The sequence below is a fragment of the Nocardiopsis suaedae genome (assembly GCF_027706745.1).
GTDB classification, from domain to species: domain Bacteria; phylum Actinomycetota; class Actinomycetes; order Streptosporangiales; family Streptosporangiaceae; genus Nocardiopsis_A; species Nocardiopsis_A suaedae.
Genome location: NZ_JAQFWP010000026.1, coordinates 31,492 through 46,849 on the forward strand (window position 1 = coordinate 31,492; position 15,358 = coordinate 46,849).

The window sequence follows — 15,358 nt, forward strand, 5'->3', positions numbered from 1 at the left end:
GCACCCGGGTGCCCCGGAGAAAAGGGGTTCTAGGCCCCCACCGGGTCCCGGGCGACGGAGATGAACGGGCGGTCCCGCGTCAGGCGCACGCGGGCCTTGAGGCGGCGGGCCAGCAGGGCGCCCACCACCGCCGTCACCACCACGGTGACGACGCCGCCGAGCGCCAGGCTCACCCGCGGGCCGAAGGTGTCGGCCAGGACCCCGACGATGGGCGCGCCGATCGGTGCCATGCCCAGGAACACCAGCATGTACATGCTCATGACCCGGCCGCGCAGCTGCGGGTCGACGCTGAGCTGGAAGAAGGCGTTCTGGGTGGCGGTGAAGGTGAGGAAGGCGATGCCCATCGGCAGCAGCGCCAGGGTGAAGGACGTGTAGCCGGGCGCGAGCGCGGCGGCCACCTCGGTGGCTCCGAAGGCGAACGCGCCGATGAGCACGGTGCGCAGCCGCGGGCGCTCCCGCCGGGCCGACAGCAGCGCCCCGGCCAGGGCGCCCACCGCCAGCGCCGCCGCCGACACCCCGAAGGCCGCGGCACCGGCGGTGAAGACGTTGTTGGTCATCAGCGCGATCTGGTTCTGCACGTTCGAGCCGAACATCTGCAGGAACGCGGTCATCGCCAGCAGCAGCACCAGGTCGCGGCGCCCGGCGACGTAGCGGAGGCCCTCCCGGGTCTGCCCCTTGGCGCGCGGGGCCGGTTCGGTGGTGTGCAGCTCGGAGGGGCGCATCAGCCACAGCCCGGTGAGCACCGCGGCGAACGAGGCGGCGTTGATGAGGAAGACCGGGCCGCTGCCGACGGCGGCGATGAGCAGCCCCGCCACGGCCGGTCCGACCACCCGGCCGAGCTGGAAGCTGGCGCTGTTGAGAGCGATGGCGTTGGGCAGGTCGCGGTGGCCGACCATCTCCACCACGAAGGTCTGCCGCGCCGGGTTGTCCAGCACGGTGATCAGGCCCAGGCCGACGGCGAACACGTAGACGTGCCACACCTGGGCGGCGCCCGCGGTGGCGAGCACGCCCAGGCCGAGGGCGAGGACGCCCATGGCGGCCTGGGTGGCGATGAGGAGCCGCCGCTTCCCGGCCCGGTCGACGATGGTGCCGCCCCACAGGCCCAGCAGCAGCATGGGCAGGAACTGCAGCGCGGTGGTGACGCCCAGGGCGATGCCGCTGCCGCCGCTGAGCTGCAGCACCAGCCAGTCCTGTGCGATGCGCTGCATCCACGTGCCGGTGTTGGAGACGACCTGACCGGCGGCGAAGAGGCGGTAGTTGCGGATCGCGAGGGAGCGGAACATGGCTGGGCCCCGGCGGCGCGGATCGGGTGCGGTGTCGGGGTCAGGGGCGCCGGCCTCGGCGCGCCCGCCGTCGTCCGAGCCGTCCGCGGCGTCGCCGAGCCCCTCGGGCGACGCCTCGGGAACGCCGGAACCGTCCCGGGGGCCGCCTAACTCCGGCTCAGCCGGTCCAGGATCTCCGCCGCCTCCCGCAGCGTCTCCCTCTCCCCCGGTTCCAGCTCGGCCAGCCTCTGGGCCAGCCACGCCTCCCGCCGCCTCGTGTCCTGGCGTACCAGGGCCCGCCCCTGCTCCGTCAGGTCCACCAGGTGCTGTCGCCGGTCCTGCGGGTGCGGCTCCCTGCGCACCAGCGCGCGCTCCTCCAGCGCGCCGATGATCCGCGTCATCGACGGCGGCTGCACCTTCTCGTGGTCGGCCAGTGCCCGCGGGGTCATCCGGCCGTGCCGGGCGAGCGCGAACAGGACGGCCCCCTGTCCGAGGGACAGCGAGGTGTCCGGGCGCTGCGCCCGGAGCCGCCGGGCCAGCCGCCCCACGGCCACGCGCAGGTCGGCCTCCAGCCCGGGGGTGCTCGGCTCCGGTTCGGGCGGGGCGGGACGGTCCGCGTGCTCCGGGGGCTCCGGGGCGGGTGTCTGCTGGTCCATCTTCTCGACGGGGTCGGGGTTCCTCATTAGCGGGGCTCATTACTCTTGCTAACGAAATCGCACGCCCACCTCTTCCCCCGAGGTCAGGACCCCGGGGCGGCCTCCCTCACGGCGTCCGCCGGGGCGCCGCAACGGCGGCGCCCCCGCGGACCGGGTCGTCGGGCGGGCACGGCAGCCTACCCCGGCCGTGCGCTACAGGCCGAGCAGGGCCTCGATGGGCTCCAGGCAGAAGAAGACGAGGAAGGCCGCGGAGACGACCCACAGCAGCGGGTGGACCTCCTTGGGGCGCCCCTGCACCGTGCGGATGAAGGTGTAGGTGATGAACCCGATGCCGATCCCGTTGGTGATCGAGTAGGTGAACGGCATCGCGGCGATGGTCAGGAACGCCGGGATGCCGATCCCCGGGTCGGAGAAGTCGATCTTGGTGACCTGGGTCATCATCATGAACCCGACGATGATGAGCACCGGGGTGGCCGCCTCGAACGGCACCAGCTCCACGAGTGGCGCGAACAGGGTGGCCGCCAGGAAGAGCAGGCCGGTGACCACGGGCGCGATGCCGGTCCGGGCGCCCTCGCCCACGCCCGCCGAGGACTCGGCGAACACGGTGTTGACCGACGCCGAGGCGCCGCCGCCGGCGAGCGTGCCCATGGCGTCGACCACCAGCACCTCGCGGGCGCGCGGCAGGTTGCCCTCCTCGTCGAGCATCCCGGCCTGGCCGCCGACGCCGACCATGGTGCCCATGGTGTCGAAGAAATCGGCCAGCAGCAGGGTGAAGACCAGCAGGATCACCATCACCGCGCTGATATCGGCGAAGCTGCCGAACAGGTTGAACTCGCCGACCAGGCTGAAGTCGGGCACCGAGAGCACGTCGCCGAGCCCGGCGGGCACCGCGGGGGCGGTCAGCGACCAGCCCTCGGGGGCGGCGGTCGCCTCGACGATGATCGCCACCACGGTGGCCACGCCGATCCCGATGAGCATGGCGCCCTTGACCCTGCGCACCATGAGGGCGATGGTCAGCGCCAGCCCGAGCACGAACACGGCGATGGGCCAGCCGGACAGCGCGCCGTCGCCGAGCTGGACCGGGACGGTGCTGTTCGCGGCGTCGGGCACGCGGGTGATGAACCCGGCGTTCACGAAGCCGACGAAGGCCAGGAACATGCCCACGCCGACGGCGATGGCGGTCTTGAGGCCGGCGGGGATGGCGCGGAAGACGGCGGTGCGGAAGCCGGTGAGCACCAGCACCAGCAGCACCAGGCCTTCGAGTACCACCAGGCCCATGGCGTCGGCCCAGGTCATCTGCGGTGCGAGCGAGTAGGCCACGATCACGTTGAGGCCCATCCCGGCCGCGACCGCGAAGGGGTAGCGGCTGACGATGCCCATGAGGATCGAGATCACGCCGCCGACGAGCGCCGTGGTGGCGGCGACCCGGGCGATGCCCAGCTCGTCCCCGGCGGCGTCCGGGGCGGTCCCGATGATCAGCGGGTTCAGCACGATGATGTAGGCCATCGCGAAGAAGGTGGCCAGGCCGCCGCGGATCTCCCGGGCGAAGGTGGAACCGCGGGCGGTGACCTGGAAGTACCGGTCGATCCGACCGGGCTTCCCGGGGGAGGCGGAGGACTCGTCTGCGGCGGAGGGCGCCGGGGGTGGTGTTGCGTTCACTCGCTCGACCTTGGCATCTCGGTGATGGCGGCGGGGTTGCCGGACGGAACCAGATTAGTTGCATATTCACACGAATGCGGACATCTCAGGCGTGAACGGATTCGTAGATTCCTCCGAGGCAACCGCAGCGGCAGGGGTTCGCACGGTGCGCGTGTGACCCGCCTCTCCCCCGCGCCCCCTTCGACCGCGCCCGCCTCTCCCCGTCCTGCGCCCGGATCCGGGGCCGCGCGACGGGCGCGCCCGCCGGGCGCCGTGTTCTAGCCTGGGGACGTGCGCACACCACGACGCCCCGATCCCGAGGTCATGGAGAGCGACTACCGCATCCCGACCGCCCTCGGGACGCTGGCCTGGGCGATCGCCCTCGTCGTTCTGCTGGTCCGCGGCGACGGCCTCGCCGTCGGCGAGCGGTGGTGGATCTGGGTCTGCGCGGTCGGCATCGCCCTGGGCGTGTTCGGCTACTTCTACGTCCCCCATCTGCTGGGCAAGCGCGCGGCCGCAGAGGAGCGGCGCGGACGGGAGCGTGCGGACGCTTCCGAGGAACCCGATAATGGGCCCCGTGCCTGAATCGCTCCGCCCGTTCCCGCGCCGGCTCGCCGACCGGCTCCGGCGCATCCTGATCGACGCCGACTACACCGTCTCCGGTGTGCGCGACCGCCTCGGCGGCACGGCCGCCCGCGCCCTGGCGCGCGAGCAGCTCGTGCCCGCGCTGCGCTCCACCGGCGGCGAGGAGGGGCTGGGACTGCTGCTGCGCCTGTGGTGGCTGCAGGAGCCCATCTCCGAGAAGTCGGCGCGCGCCCTGCTGCCGGTCGACGAACTCGCCGAGCACGGCCTGCTGTCGGTCGCCGACGGCGACGTGCGCGCGCTGGTCCACCTCGGTCCGTGGGAACTGGAGGAGGGCCGCCCCGGCTACGTCGTCAGCGACCCGACGGTGCGCCCCGGGCAGGGCGTGCCGCGCCCCGACCACGTCGTCGGGTCGGGCGGCGCGTCGGCCACCCTCTCCAAGCTGATCGTGGACGGGCCCTTCGAGCGCGCGCTCGACCTGGGCACCGGCTGCGGCGTCCAGGCGCTCCACCTGGCCTCGCGCGCCACCGAGGTGGTGGGCACCGACCTCAACCCGCGCGCGCTGCGCATGGCGGAGATGAGCTGCGCCCTGTCCGGCGTGGAGGGCGCCGAGATGCGGGAGGGCTCGCTCTTCGACCCGGTCGAGGACGAGCGCTTCGGGCTGATCGTGTCCAACCCGCCGTTCGTCATCACGCCCGACCCGGCCCGGTACACCTACCGCGAGTCCGACATGGGCGGCGACGCCCTCTGCGCCGAGCTGGTGCGCCGCGCCCCGGACCACCTGACCGACGGCGGCTGGTGCCAGCTGCTGGGCAACTGGCTGCACGTGGACGGGGAGGACTGGCGCGACCGGGTCGGCGGCTGGGTGGCCGGGACCGGCTGCTCGGGCTGGGTGGTCCAGCGCGACGTGCAGGACCCGGCCGAGTACGTGGAGCTGTGGCTGCGCGACTCCTGCGAGCACGGCAGCCCGGAGTACACCCGCCGCTATGACGCCTGGCTGGACTACTTCGAGCGCGAGGGCGTGGAGGGGGTCGGCTTCGGCTGGATCTGCCTGCGCAACGACGGCGCCCAGGACGCGGCGGTGCGGGTGGAGGAGCTGCGCCACGAGATCGAGCAGCCGGTCGGGCCGTACCTGCCCGGCGTGGTCGACGGCGCGATGACCGCCCACCGGCTCACCGACGCCGCGCTGCTGTCCACGCACGTGGCCTTGGCCCCGGGCGTGGTGGAGGAGCGCATCGGGGTGCCGGGGGCGCCCGACCCGCAGCGCATCGTGCTGCGCCAGGAGAACGGCCTGCACCGCGCCGCCCAGGTGGGCACGGTGGAGGCGGCCCTGGCCGGGGTGTGCGACGGCACCATGCCGGTGGGGCCGCTGCTGGACGCCATCGCCCAACTGATCGAACAGGACCCTGCCCGGGTCCGCGAGGACGCCCCGGACGTCCTGCGCTCCCTGATCGCCGAGGGCTTCTTCCGCGTCGCACGGTAAAGGGCCGCCCCCGAGGTACCCCGCTCAAGGACCCCGGCCGGGCGGCGGCCCCCTCACCGATGATCTCGACGAAAGTGCTGTCATTCCGGCGGATTTGGCAGCACTCTCGTCGAGATCATCGCGGGGAACCGCCCGCTCCGCCCCGTCGCCGCCCTACTCCAAGTCCGCCTCGGCCAGGAGGAACGGGGCGCGGTCCGGGGCGCGCAGGACCGCCGCCACCAGGTGGCGGCGCGCCCAGGTCCCCACCGACCAGCACAGGGCCCGCGCCAGCCCCTCCGGGGTGGAGGCGTGCAGCGTCCCCTCGGCCACCCGCCACTCCACCTCGGTGCCGTCCACGAGCAGCGTGTCGTGGTGCACGTAGGTCAGCGCCCCCTCCGGGGCGAACAGGCGCACCTCGTCCGGCACCGGGCGCACCCGGCCCGAGGACTCCACCCGGCCCTCGACCGCCTCCGACAGCAGCGACAGGTCGAGCACGTCGGCCAGCGCCTCGGCGGACGCGGCCGGTGCGGGCAGCAGCGGCCGCCCCTCCGCCAGCGGCAGCAGGTCGGGGGCGTCCACCACGGCCGCGTCCTCGGCGTCGGCCACCACGATGGCGCCGCCCGCGACCGCCCGGACCCGCTCCGGCGGCACCACCCGGTCCGCCGGAACCCGGGCCAGCGCCGACCAGATCCGCCGCAGCGCCGTGTGCTCCACGTGCCGCTCCGGGTCGGCCAGCCGCTCCAGCAGGTCGTCCGGGCCGTCCGGGTCGGCCACCAGCTCCTCCAGCGATGAGCGCACGCCCACCGCCCGCGCCAGCTCCGGGTCGAGCCCCTCCGGCGCCGGCTCGTAGAGCCCCTCCAGCACCGGGTCGGCGCCGGGCAGGCGCAGGTCCCCGGGGCGGTGCCCGCCGATGCTCGCCCCGGTCCGCAGCCACCAGGCCGTGTAGGAGGGGACGTCGGCGGCGCGGCCGCCCTCCAGCAGCAGCCGCGCGGGCTCGGTGACGGCGCGGCGCGCCGGGGAGCCCGCGAGCAGGTCCAGCGCGCGCTCCCAGCGGTCGGGGCGGACGAACTCCAGGTCCGCCACCGCCGTCAGCTCCGGAACGGTCGGCGGCAGGTCCTCCTCCCCCGCGCGGCGGACGGCGTCCTCGGCCCACTCCTCCAGCCCGTCGACGGGCAACTCGTCGAGGGACTCCTCCAGCGCCTCCCCGAGGGTGACGTCCTCGGCGCGCAGCACCGCGAAGCCGTCCAGGCAGCCCACCGCGGCCAGCACCGCGCGGCCGTGGCGCTCCACCAGCTCCGGGGCGACGACGCCGAAGGGGGCGTCGTCGGCGAGGATCCCGCGCAGCGGGCTGTCCGGGAGCAGCAGCTCCCCCGCGACGCTGTAGGCCCCTTCGTCGTCGCGCAGGGCCAGTTCCGCCAGCCAGGGGCGGTCGGCGTCCGGCCCCGTGCCCACCCCGGCGGCCGCGACCAGCTCCAGCACCGGTCCGCTCACCGCCTCGGGGTCGTCGGCGTCCAGGGACTCGCCGACCGCGGCCCGAACGGCCGGGTCGTCCAGCACCGCCTGCTCCCCGGCCTCGACGGCCCCGAGCCGCGACAGAAGCGAGTCGGCCGCCGCGGCGTGCACGATCCTCACGCCCAGCGGCGCGAGGGCGGCGGGGTCCAGGGCCCCCGACCCGAAGGCCCCGCCTGAGGGCAGCAGCAGACCGCGTGGCCCCCGGACGAGGCGGCCGTCGGCCAGCGGCACCGGCAGCGCGCCCAGCTCGTCCAGGTCGGTGCCGCGGCCGGCGGAGGTGCGCAGCGCCCGGTACAGCCCCGCCCACCAGGAGGGCTCGGCGTCCCGGTCGGCCAGCAGGTCGACGAGTTCGGCCGGTCCCAGACGGCGCACCCGGAGCTGGGCGAGCGCGGGGTGGCCCGCGTCGGCGTCCGGCCCCAGCGCGGTCGGCAGCGCCTCCGCCAGCACCTCGGCGACCGGCGGCCCCGGCTCGACGAGCACCGCGTCCAGCGGGCGCACGGGGCGGCCGTACACGGTGCGCAGGAACGGTGCCTCCTGCAGCGGCTTGGCCGCCGCGGCGCGGAAGTGCCCGTCGAAGGGCCCATGGCCCAGGGAGGGCAGCGGCACCAGGTCGAGGGCGGCGCGCGGCTCCAGCCCGCACAGCAGCGCGGCGTAGGCCTCGGCGGCCTCGGCCACCAGCGCCTCGGCGGCGGGGCCCTCGGCGATCCGGCGCCGGTCGGGTGTGAGCGGGAAGGAGCCGATGAGCAGGGCGGGCAGGGCCAGTTCGGCGTCGCTGGGGGTGGGGGCGTGCACCACCCGGGGAACGCCGTCGGGCAGCCCTGCGGACCCGTCGTCGGCGACGGCGGTGGCCCAGGTGAGCGTCCACCCCAGGCGGGAGCGCTCCTCGGTGGGGCGGTCGGCCAGCAGGGAGGGCTCGAAGACGCCGGTGCGGGTGACGGTGCGCCAGCGGGTGGTGCGTTCGGCACCGCCCTCTTCGACGGTGGTGACGACGTCGGCGGACCCGGCCGCGCCTTCGGCGTCCACGGTGTCCGGCGCCTCGTAGGGCTCGGCGGCCGCTCTGCGCAGGACCCGGACGGGGCGGCCGTCGGCCTCGACGCGGACCTCCGCCAGGGCGGGCAGGGCCAGCAGCAGGGCCTCCCCCGTGCCGTCCAGCAGCTCGGCGACGCGCCGACGGGTGTCGTCGTCGCGCAGGCGCAGCGTGACGGCGGTGGTGTACCCCTCCGGGACGGCGGCCGCGGGCCCCTCGGGTACGGCGGCGAAGGGCAGGCGCAGCAGCGGCAGGTCACCGCCGCGCCGCTCCACCTCCTCCTCCAGGCCGGGGTCGGCACGGCCGGGGCCGGTGAGCCCGGCGCGCACCTCTTCCAGGGCGAGCGCACGCGACCAGCGCACCACGCCGTCCGTCGAGGCGGCGGTGACGTCGTCGGACAGGGCCGCGACCGCGGAGAAGCCGACGCCGAAGCGTCCGACGGCCCCCTCGCCTTCGCCGTCGCGCTTGGCCGAGGCCCGCAGCGTCGACATCGACTCCACGCCGTCGGCGGTCAGCGGCGCCCCGGAGTTGGCGGCGGTCAGCACGTCCCCGTCGAGGCGCAGCAGCAGGCGTCCCGCGCCGCCCGCGCGCGCGGCGGCGTCGGCGGCGTTCTGGGCCAGCTCGACGACGGCCCGGTCCTTGTAGCCGCCGAGCGCGTGGTCCTCCTCGGCGTTGGCGTCCTCACGGAACCGCGCGGGCGCGGCCGCCCAGCCGTCGAGCACGCGGCGCCGCAGCTCCGCGGTACCGAACGGATCGGTCTGCCTGGCGGGCATGGGGACTCCTCCCGAGTGGGTGCGGCACTACGGTACGCGACCGCGGGAGGACCGTCGGAAGGGTTTTACGGGCATGCCCGCCGGGCCCCCCGACCGCCTCATCCGGGGCACGCCCAAATCCTCGTTGATCTCGGGAAAAGAGACGCTGAAACCGCGCCTGTAAGGTCCTTTCCCCCCGAGATCAACGAGGGGGCGACGGTGCGGGGCGGGCCGCGGCGGTCAGCCCTCGGAGGAGACCAGCTCCAGCTCGGTGGTGTCGTCGAAGACGATGTGGTCGTAGCCCAGCTCGTCCACGACGGGTGCGGGGGCGGGGTCCGTGCGGACCGCCTCGCGGACGGCCTCGGAGTGGGCGCCGCAGCCGTGGTCGTAGGAGACGACCCGGCCGTCGTCGGGGGCGAACTCGTTGGCGCACACGCCGAACATCCGGCGCAGGCCGCCCGCCAGGGGCGTCATGAAGCCGCAGGTGGCGCAGGTGGCCGGGGCGGCCGACGCGATCGGGCTGCGCGGCCCGGCGTCGCCGTTGTACCAGCGGTCGGCGGCGGCGTCGCGGCCCTCCCGGGACAGCACCCGGGGGCGGCCCAGCCCCGGCTCCCACGGGGCGGTGCGGTCGTCGGCCTCCTCTTCGAGGGCGTCCGCGGGGGCGTGCGCGAAGCCGGGCTCCAGCCGCTCATCGTCGGCGGAGGTGGGCAGCAGGTCGCCCACCCCGAGGTCACCCGGGCGCAGGCGCTCCTTCCACGGCACCCACTCCGGCGGACGCAGCGCCTCGGGCCCCGGGAGCTGCACGGCCTCGTTGACGGTGACGGCCTTGGCGCGCGCCGCGCGGACCACGGTGACGGCGTAGTGCCATCCCGGGTAGGCGGGGTCGCGGCTCTCGAACAGGTGGGTGACCAGGCGGTCGCCCTCCACGTACGCGGACAGGTGATCGCCGACCCACTCCGGACGGGCGATCTCCACGGCGGCGGCCCGCGCGAGGTCGACCGCCTCGATGCATGCCTTGTCTGGTGCGGGGTTACGACGGCTAGGGCTCACACTCCCCATCTTCGCCGATGGGAACCACCGCCGAGGCCACGACACCGACTCGATAGACGACCGTTACGTCGGATTGGGGAGGTACAGGGGCTTTCCTCCCCCCTACCCCGGCGATCTGTGGCGGGCGCCACAGTACGGCGCCCGCGGAACGGCTCAGGCCTCCAGGTCGTCGGCGACCACCCGCAGGACCTGCGCGATCTTGGCGGCCTCCTTGCGGTCGGGGTGCTTGCCGCGCCGATAGGTCGCCGAGACGCCGTCCAGGAGCTTGATCAGGTCCTCGGTGATGACCACCATCTCGTCGGGCTTCTTGCGCATCGCCTTGGCCACCGAGCGCGGCGCGTCGAGCAGCTTGACCTGCAGCGCCTGGGCGCCCTTGCGCCCCTCGACGACGCCGAACTCCACCCGCTGGCCGGCGCGCAGGGACGTGGTCCCCGCGGGCAGCGCCGAAGAGTGCACGAAGACCTCACCGCCGTCGTCGCGGGTGAGAAAGCCGAATCCCTTGTCGCCGTCGTACCACTTGACCTTGCCGGTGGGCACGTGTGACCTCACGCTCTCGCCGTAGGACCCTAACGAGCGAGGCCGGGGAATCCCGCCCGTCCTCGTGGGGGCGAAAGTCCGCTCGGCCTCTCGGGCCCATCCTTCCATAGGGGGCTTTCCAGGCTAGTGCTCGACGAAGCGGTCGAGGCAGGGACGGAAGGCCGCACATTCCTCGAAAAGGCGATAAACCCGTTGGGCCATATCCGGCCAAGCCCGGCCCCATGCGAGAGGCCCGGACGCGGATCTCCGGGCCTCTCCTTGACGACCGCCCCCGCCACCGCTGGTTGCGGAGTTCAGGACGGGACCCGGCGGGACCGGGGCGGTGTCAATCCCTCTGCGCCCCGGGCCTGCGACCGGCGCCGGACTCCGGGCGCGCACCTTCACAATTACCCGCGCCCCGAACCCGCCACGCCCGCGAAACCCCTGGTCAAGGAGGTTATTCCGGAGGATTTAACCGGCGATGACCCGAACGGTGCGCAGCCGGGCCGATCCGCGCCGCCAGGTACACCGCGCAGGCCGCCGCGGCCGCCCGCAGCCCGACCACCCCCGTCGAGGTGAGCGACTCCAGCACGATCTGGTCCACGTAGGGCGCGTCGCCGCGCCAGAACGCCATGGCGACCAGGGTGGCCGCCGGGGGCGCCCCGACCAGCACCCACTTGTCGCGGCGCGGCCAGACCCGGCTCAGCACCACCATCACTCCCCCGACGACCCACAGGAACGCGGACTGGTCCGCCAGCGCGCTCGCCGCGTACAGAACGAGCACGAGGAGCTCGGACGGGTGTTCGCGGAACGCCGCGACCGTGCCGGAGAAGCGCCGGCTCCGCCCCCGGCCGGGGGTCCCCCAGTCGCGGAGGGTGGCGATCGGGGCGCCGTGTTCAGGCCGGACGGACACCACGCGGGCGGTCCCGGCCCGCGCCCCCAGCCACCCCCGGTCGGGGCCGCCCCGCCACGGCGGGGGCGTGCGCCTGCGGAACACCGACGAGGCGGCGCCGCCCTCCCCGCCGCCCGGGTCCGGCTCCTCCCCGCCCGGGTCCGGCTCCTCCCCGCCCTCCGCATCGGGACCGTCGTCACCGCCCCGGGAGGAGACCTCGGCGCGCACCAGCTCGACGGGGTCGCCGATGGCCTCCAGCACTCGGCGCACGTCGTCGACGGTGTGGGCCCCCTCCTTCCGGCAGGCCTCGTCCACCCGGTGGCGCACCTCGCCCAGGAACGCGGCACGCCGCCGCGAGGGGACCACGCCGTAGGCGGCGTCCCCCACCTCTGACAGATAGTCCAGCACCACGCGCTCGGGCCGCTCGATCATGGACACATGGTGCACCGCCCGGCCCCCGGACGCGCCCCGTCCGAGGAGAACGGATTCAGGACCGCGCACTTCGGCGGCGAGTCAGTGACCGAAAGTGGCCACACGGTCGCCCTCCGGAGGGTATAGATGGGACCGCGCCCCGCCCGTCCCGTCCGGGCGCACGGGCGGACCCGCGGTGCCGCCGACCCGCCGGCACCACCCGCGACACCGAGAGGCAGAGCATGCGCGCACGCCGAACGGCGGTCCTGGCCGCCGCCCTGACCGGGCTGCTGGCGACCGCGGCCCCCGCGGCCGCGGACGGCGGCACCGGCGCCCTGGAGCTGTACTCGGCCCCGGGGCTGGGCCACACCCTGCTCGAAGGCGGGGGCTGCCACACCCTCCCCGACAAGCGGATGGTGAGCTTCGCCGACGCCGAGCCCGCCGCCGACTACGTCTTCTACCCCGGCCCCGACTGCACGGGGGTGCCGCTGGACTCCGGCCGCGACGACAGCCAGTGGATCCCGCCGCTGTACGGGGTGCGCTCGGTCGACGTGCGTTTCGGCTGACCGGTCCTCGGGCGCGGCACCGGGCACGGGGGCGCCCGCATGGCCGCCGGGAGCGGCGGCGGCTAGGCTGCAGACGCCCCCGACGCCAGAGAGGATCGCCCGGCCGCCATGAGCGAACCCCAGCTGCCGCCCGGTGCCGCGTCCCCCCGTGACGAACGGGCCCCGTCCGCCGAGCGGACCGCCGACTCCCCCGCGGACGGCGCCCCGGCGACCGGGGGCGGCTCCAGCTCCACCATGGCGCTCATCCTGCACGCGCTGACCTTCCTGTGCTGCGGCAACTGGATCTTCGGGATCGTCGGCATCGTGTTCGCCGTGCGCGACCGCGGCCGGGGCGACCAGGCCGAGGTCCTCACCCGGTACTCCTGGTACTGCCTGGGCGCGGCCGCGGTGATGTTCACCGTCATGGCCGTGCTGACGCTGTGGCTGTTCACCCAGGCGGGGTCGTGGGTGCAGGACGCCGTCCCGGTGCCGGTCGGGTACTGAGCGACGGCCCGCGGGGACGGGACGCCGTGGGCCCACCCGCCGCCGCGGTTATCGTGGGGGGAGACCGCCGCCCGCCACGACGGCGTACCGGGGGAGGGGGAACGGCCGTGCAGGGACACCGCTCGGCGATCGAGCGCTTCTGGGAGGACTCCGGGCCGAACCCGGCACCCGGGAACGCCCCGCCGCCCGCCCCGGGGCCCCTGGCCCGGCCGGGCCCGCCGTCGGCGCCGCCTCCCGGCCCGGCCCACACGGTGACGGCGCCGCCCGCGCCCCCCATGGCGGCCCCGGCAGCACCGCCCGGCCCTCCGGTCCCGGCACCGCCCTCGGGCCCTCCGCCGCGCACGGGCGCCGCCGTGGCCGCACTCCTGTGCGCCATGCTCACCCTGGCCTTCCCCGCGCTCGGGCTGCTGCTCGGGTTCCCGATCCTGGCCGTACTGACCAACGTCCCGGGCCTGGTCTTCGGCCTGCTCGCCCTGGCCGGCCGCCGCGACGCCGAGGCCGTCGAGCGCAACATCGCCCGGACCTGGGCCTGCAACCTCGGCTACCTGCTGCTGCTCGCCTTCATCGCACTGGCCGTCGCCGCCCTGGTGGCCGCGCTGACCGCCTGACGCTCCCCCCGGACCGCCTTCACCGGAAACAGTGAACCGTCTGGGCCGTCCCCGCCGTCCTAGTGGAGACGAGCCCGCACCGCCGAGCACGACCGATCCGAGAGGGGCACCCGATGAACGCACCATGGCCGGGCCAGGAGAACGACCCGCAGCAGCACCCCGGCGGGTACGGACCGCCGCCCGGCTACGCGACCGGCGGCCAGCCGCAATACCCCTACGGGCAGCAGTCCCCCGGGTACGGCCAGCAGCCCGTCGGGCCGCCGCCCGTGCCCTATGGCCCGCCGATGGTGAACCCGGAGGTCGAGGAGACCCGGGGCGGGGCGATTGCCGCACTCGTCACGGGCGCGCTCAGCCTGATGCTGTGCGCCTCGCCCGTCGGCATCGTCGGCGTCGTCTTCGGCATCCTGGCCATGGTGGAGAAGCAGGACGCGGAGAAGGCACGGCGCTTCACCAAGTACTCCTGGATCGCCACCATCGGCGGCATCGTGGCGATGGTGCTGTTCTTCGCCCTGCTGTTCATCGTGCCGTTCGTGATCGCGCTGGGAGCGGCGGGGACGGCGTGAGGCCGTGGGCCCCGGCGCCGCCGGCGCCTCACAGCGAGGGGAGCGCCCCCATGAGCAGGGTGCCGCCGGCGATGGCCCAGCCCATCACCGCGTAGGTCAGGGTGCGCGTGCGCAGCGCGGGGTCGACACGCATGGCCGGGGTGGCGAACGCGGCCACCATCAGGACCATCGCGAGCATCGCCGGGATCGTGGAGGCGATGGCGAAGATCGTCATCTGGTGCTCGCACGCCGCATAGCCCGGCGCCCCGGGGTCGCCACAGAACACGTCGTCGTCTCCTGGTCCAAAGGTCGGGTGCCCCAGCACCGTACCGCTCCCGACCGGGAAAATCCGCCGCGCACGGTTTACACGGGACCGCGCCGCGTCCAATCATGAGGGTGACCCCGACCACAGGAGGCACCCCCATGGCCGAGCCCTCCGGGCGCACCGGCTTCAGATCCATCGGCGGCGGCGGTCTGAACTGGGACTCCTTCCCCCTCCGGCTCTTCGCCAAGGGGAACGCGAAGTTCTGGGACCCCGCCGCCATCGACCTCACCCGGGACGCCGAGGACTGGAAGTCCCTCAGCGACGAGGCCCAGGAGCGCATCCTGCGGCTGTGCGCCCAGTTCGCCGCGGGGGAGGAGGCGGTGACCGAGGACATCCAGCCGTTCGTGCGCGCCATGGCCGCCGAGGGGCGGCTGGGCGACGAGATGTACCTGACCCAGTTCGCCTTCGAAGAGGCCAAGCACGTGCAGGCGTTCCGGCTCTGGCTGGACGCCCTGGGCGTCACCCACGACCTGCACGCCCACGTCGACCGCAACGAGGGCTACCGCGCCCTGTTCTACGAGGAGCTCCCGGCCTCCCTCAACGCGCTCCTGGACGACCCCAGCCCGCACAACCAGGTGCGCGCCTCGGTCACCTACAACCACGTCATCGAGGGCGCCCTGGCCCTGACCGGCTACTACGCCTGGAACCACATCTGCACCGCCCGCGGCATCTTCCCGGGGATGCGCGCGATCATCCGCCGCATCGGCGACGACGAGCGCCGCCACATGGCCTGGGGGACCTTCACCTGCCGCCGCCACGTCGCCGCCGACGACTCCCTGTGGCCGGTGGTCACCGGGCGGCTGGACGAGCTGCTCCCGCACCTGAAGGCCACCGTGGAGCGCGACGACCAGCCCATGGCCGACGACGAGGACCAGCAGTACCAGCTGCCCCAGGGCGAGCTCCTGGAGTACGCCACCGACCGGGCGCTGCGGCGGCTCGGGGCGATCGAGACCGCGCGCGGGGTACCGCTGGCCCGGATCGACCTGGACGCCTCCCCCGAGGAGCTGGAGGAGCGGTTCGGGGAGGAGGACCGCCAGGCCATGGCGCGCCTGGAGTAGGGCGCCGAACGGCCCC

The 15,358-nt window shown here is 74.7% G+C and carries 15 protein-coding genes; 7 read left to right on the plus strand and 8 right to left on the minus strand.

The genetic code is table 11. From position 1 onward, the window contains the following. Window positions 1-29 precede the first annotated feature (29 nt). From O4U47_RS15205 to O4U47_RS15215, 3 genes are all read right to left on the minus strand, one after another. Complete coding sequence (locus tag O4U47_RS15205; RefSeq protein WP_270678513.1) at window positions 30-1,283, minus strand: MFS transporter; 1,254 nt, start codon at window positions 1,281-1,283, stop codon at window positions 30-32. Window positions 1,284-1,429: 146 nt separating this feature from the next. Beyond that, on the minus strand, window positions 1,430-1,945 hold the full coding sequence (locus O4U47_RS15210; protein ID WP_270678514.1) for a MarR family winged helix-turn-helix transcriptional regulator: 516 nt from the start codon (window positions 1,943-1,945) through the stop codon (window positions 1,430-1,432). A 165-nt stretch (window positions 1,946-2,110) separates the two neighbouring features. Beyond that, entirely contained in the window at window positions 2,111-3,577 is a 1,467-nt protein-coding gene (locus tag O4U47_RS15215; protein WP_270678515.1) for an NCS2 family permease, read from the minus strand. A gap of 303 nt (window positions 3,578-3,880) precedes the next feature. Here O4U47_RS15215 and O4U47_RS15220 point away from each other — a divergent pair, with 303 nt between their 5' ends. Next, a complete protein-coding gene (locus O4U47_RS15220; protein ID WP_333563650.1) occupies window positions 3,881-4,141 on the plus strand; it encodes a DUF2530 domain-containing protein in 261 nt (86 codons plus the stop codon). Further along, a complete protein-coding gene (locus O4U47_RS15225) occupies window positions 4,125-5,621 on the plus strand; it encodes a DUF7059 domain-containing protein (RefSeq protein ID WP_270678517.1) in 1,497 nt (498 codons plus the stop codon). The genes O4U47_RS15220 and O4U47_RS15225 overlap by 17 nt, the downstream gene beginning before the upstream one ends. Before the next feature lie 153 nt (window positions 5,622-5,774). Here O4U47_RS15225 and O4U47_RS15230 read toward each other — a convergent pair whose 3' ends face one another. The 4 genes from O4U47_RS15230 to O4U47_RS15245 form a co-directional block, all read right to left on the minus strand. Beyond that, window positions 5,775-8,912, minus strand: coding sequence for a sacsin N-terminal ATP-binding-like domain-containing protein (locus O4U47_RS15230; protein WP_270678518.1), 3,138 nt, complete (start codon window positions 8,910-8,912; stop codon window positions 5,775-5,777). 219 nt (window positions 8,913-9,131) lie between these two features. Beyond that, the gene (locus tag O4U47_RS15235; RefSeq protein WP_270678519.1) at window positions 9,132-9,950 is read right to left on the minus strand and encodes a DUF3027 domain-containing protein; all 819 of its coding nucleotides are present in this window, start codon (window positions 9,948-9,950) and stop codon (window positions 9,132-9,134) included. A gap of 144 nt (window positions 9,951-10,094) precedes the next feature. Beyond that, window positions 10,095-10,478, minus strand: coding sequence for a cold-shock protein (locus tag O4U47_RS15240; RefSeq protein ID WP_270678520.1), 384 nt, complete (start codon window positions 10,476-10,478; stop codon window positions 10,095-10,097). Between the two features lie 436 nt (window positions 10,479-10,914). Then, a complete protein-coding gene (locus tag O4U47_RS15245; RefSeq protein WP_270678521.1) occupies window positions 10,915-11,781 on the minus strand; it encodes a hypothetical protein in 867 nt (288 codons plus the stop codon). 221 nt (window positions 11,782-12,002) lie between these two features. On the opposite strand from O4U47_RS15245, the gene O4U47_RS15250 reads away from it, so the two are divergent. From O4U47_RS15250 to O4U47_RS15265, 4 genes are all read left to right on the plus strand, one after another. Continuing rightward, window positions 12,003-12,326, plus strand: a complete 324-nt coding sequence (locus O4U47_RS15250) for a hypothetical protein (protein WP_270678522.1) — start codon at window positions 12,003-12,005, stop codon at window positions 12,324-12,326. A gap of 108 nt (window positions 12,327-12,434) precedes the next feature. Further along, a complete protein-coding gene (locus O4U47_RS15255) occupies window positions 12,435-12,809 on the plus strand; it encodes a CD225/dispanin family protein (RefSeq protein ID WP_270678523.1) in 375 nt (124 codons plus the stop codon). A gap of 353 nt (window positions 12,810-13,162) precedes the next feature. After that, window positions 13,163-13,417 (plus strand): hypothetical protein, encoded by a 255-nt coding sequence (locus O4U47_RS15260; RefSeq protein ID WP_270678524.1) that lies wholly within the window; start codon window positions 13,163-13,165, stop codon window positions 13,415-13,417. A gap of 113 nt (window positions 13,418-13,530) precedes the next feature. After that, complete coding sequence (locus tag O4U47_RS15265; RefSeq protein WP_270678525.1) at window positions 13,531-13,980, plus strand: hypothetical protein; 450 nt, start codon at window positions 13,531-13,533, stop codon at window positions 13,978-13,980. A gap of 28 nt (window positions 13,981-14,008) precedes the next feature. Here the strand turns inward: O4U47_RS15265 and O4U47_RS15270 are convergent, their stop codons facing one another. After that, window positions 14,009-14,245, minus strand: a complete 237-nt coding sequence (locus O4U47_RS15270; RefSeq protein ID WP_270678526.1) for a hypothetical protein — start codon at window positions 14,243-14,245, stop codon at window positions 14,009-14,011. Between the two features lie 137 nt (window positions 14,246-14,382). Here O4U47_RS15270 and O4U47_RS15275 point away from each other — a divergent pair, with 137 nt between their 5' ends. Further along, window positions 14,383-15,342: a R2-like ligand-binding oxidase gene (locus tag O4U47_RS15275; protein WP_270678527.1), complete on the plus strand. Its 960-nt coding sequence runs from the start codon at window positions 14,383-14,385 to the stop codon at window positions 15,340-15,342. Window positions 15,343-15,358: the final 16 nt, after the last annotated feature.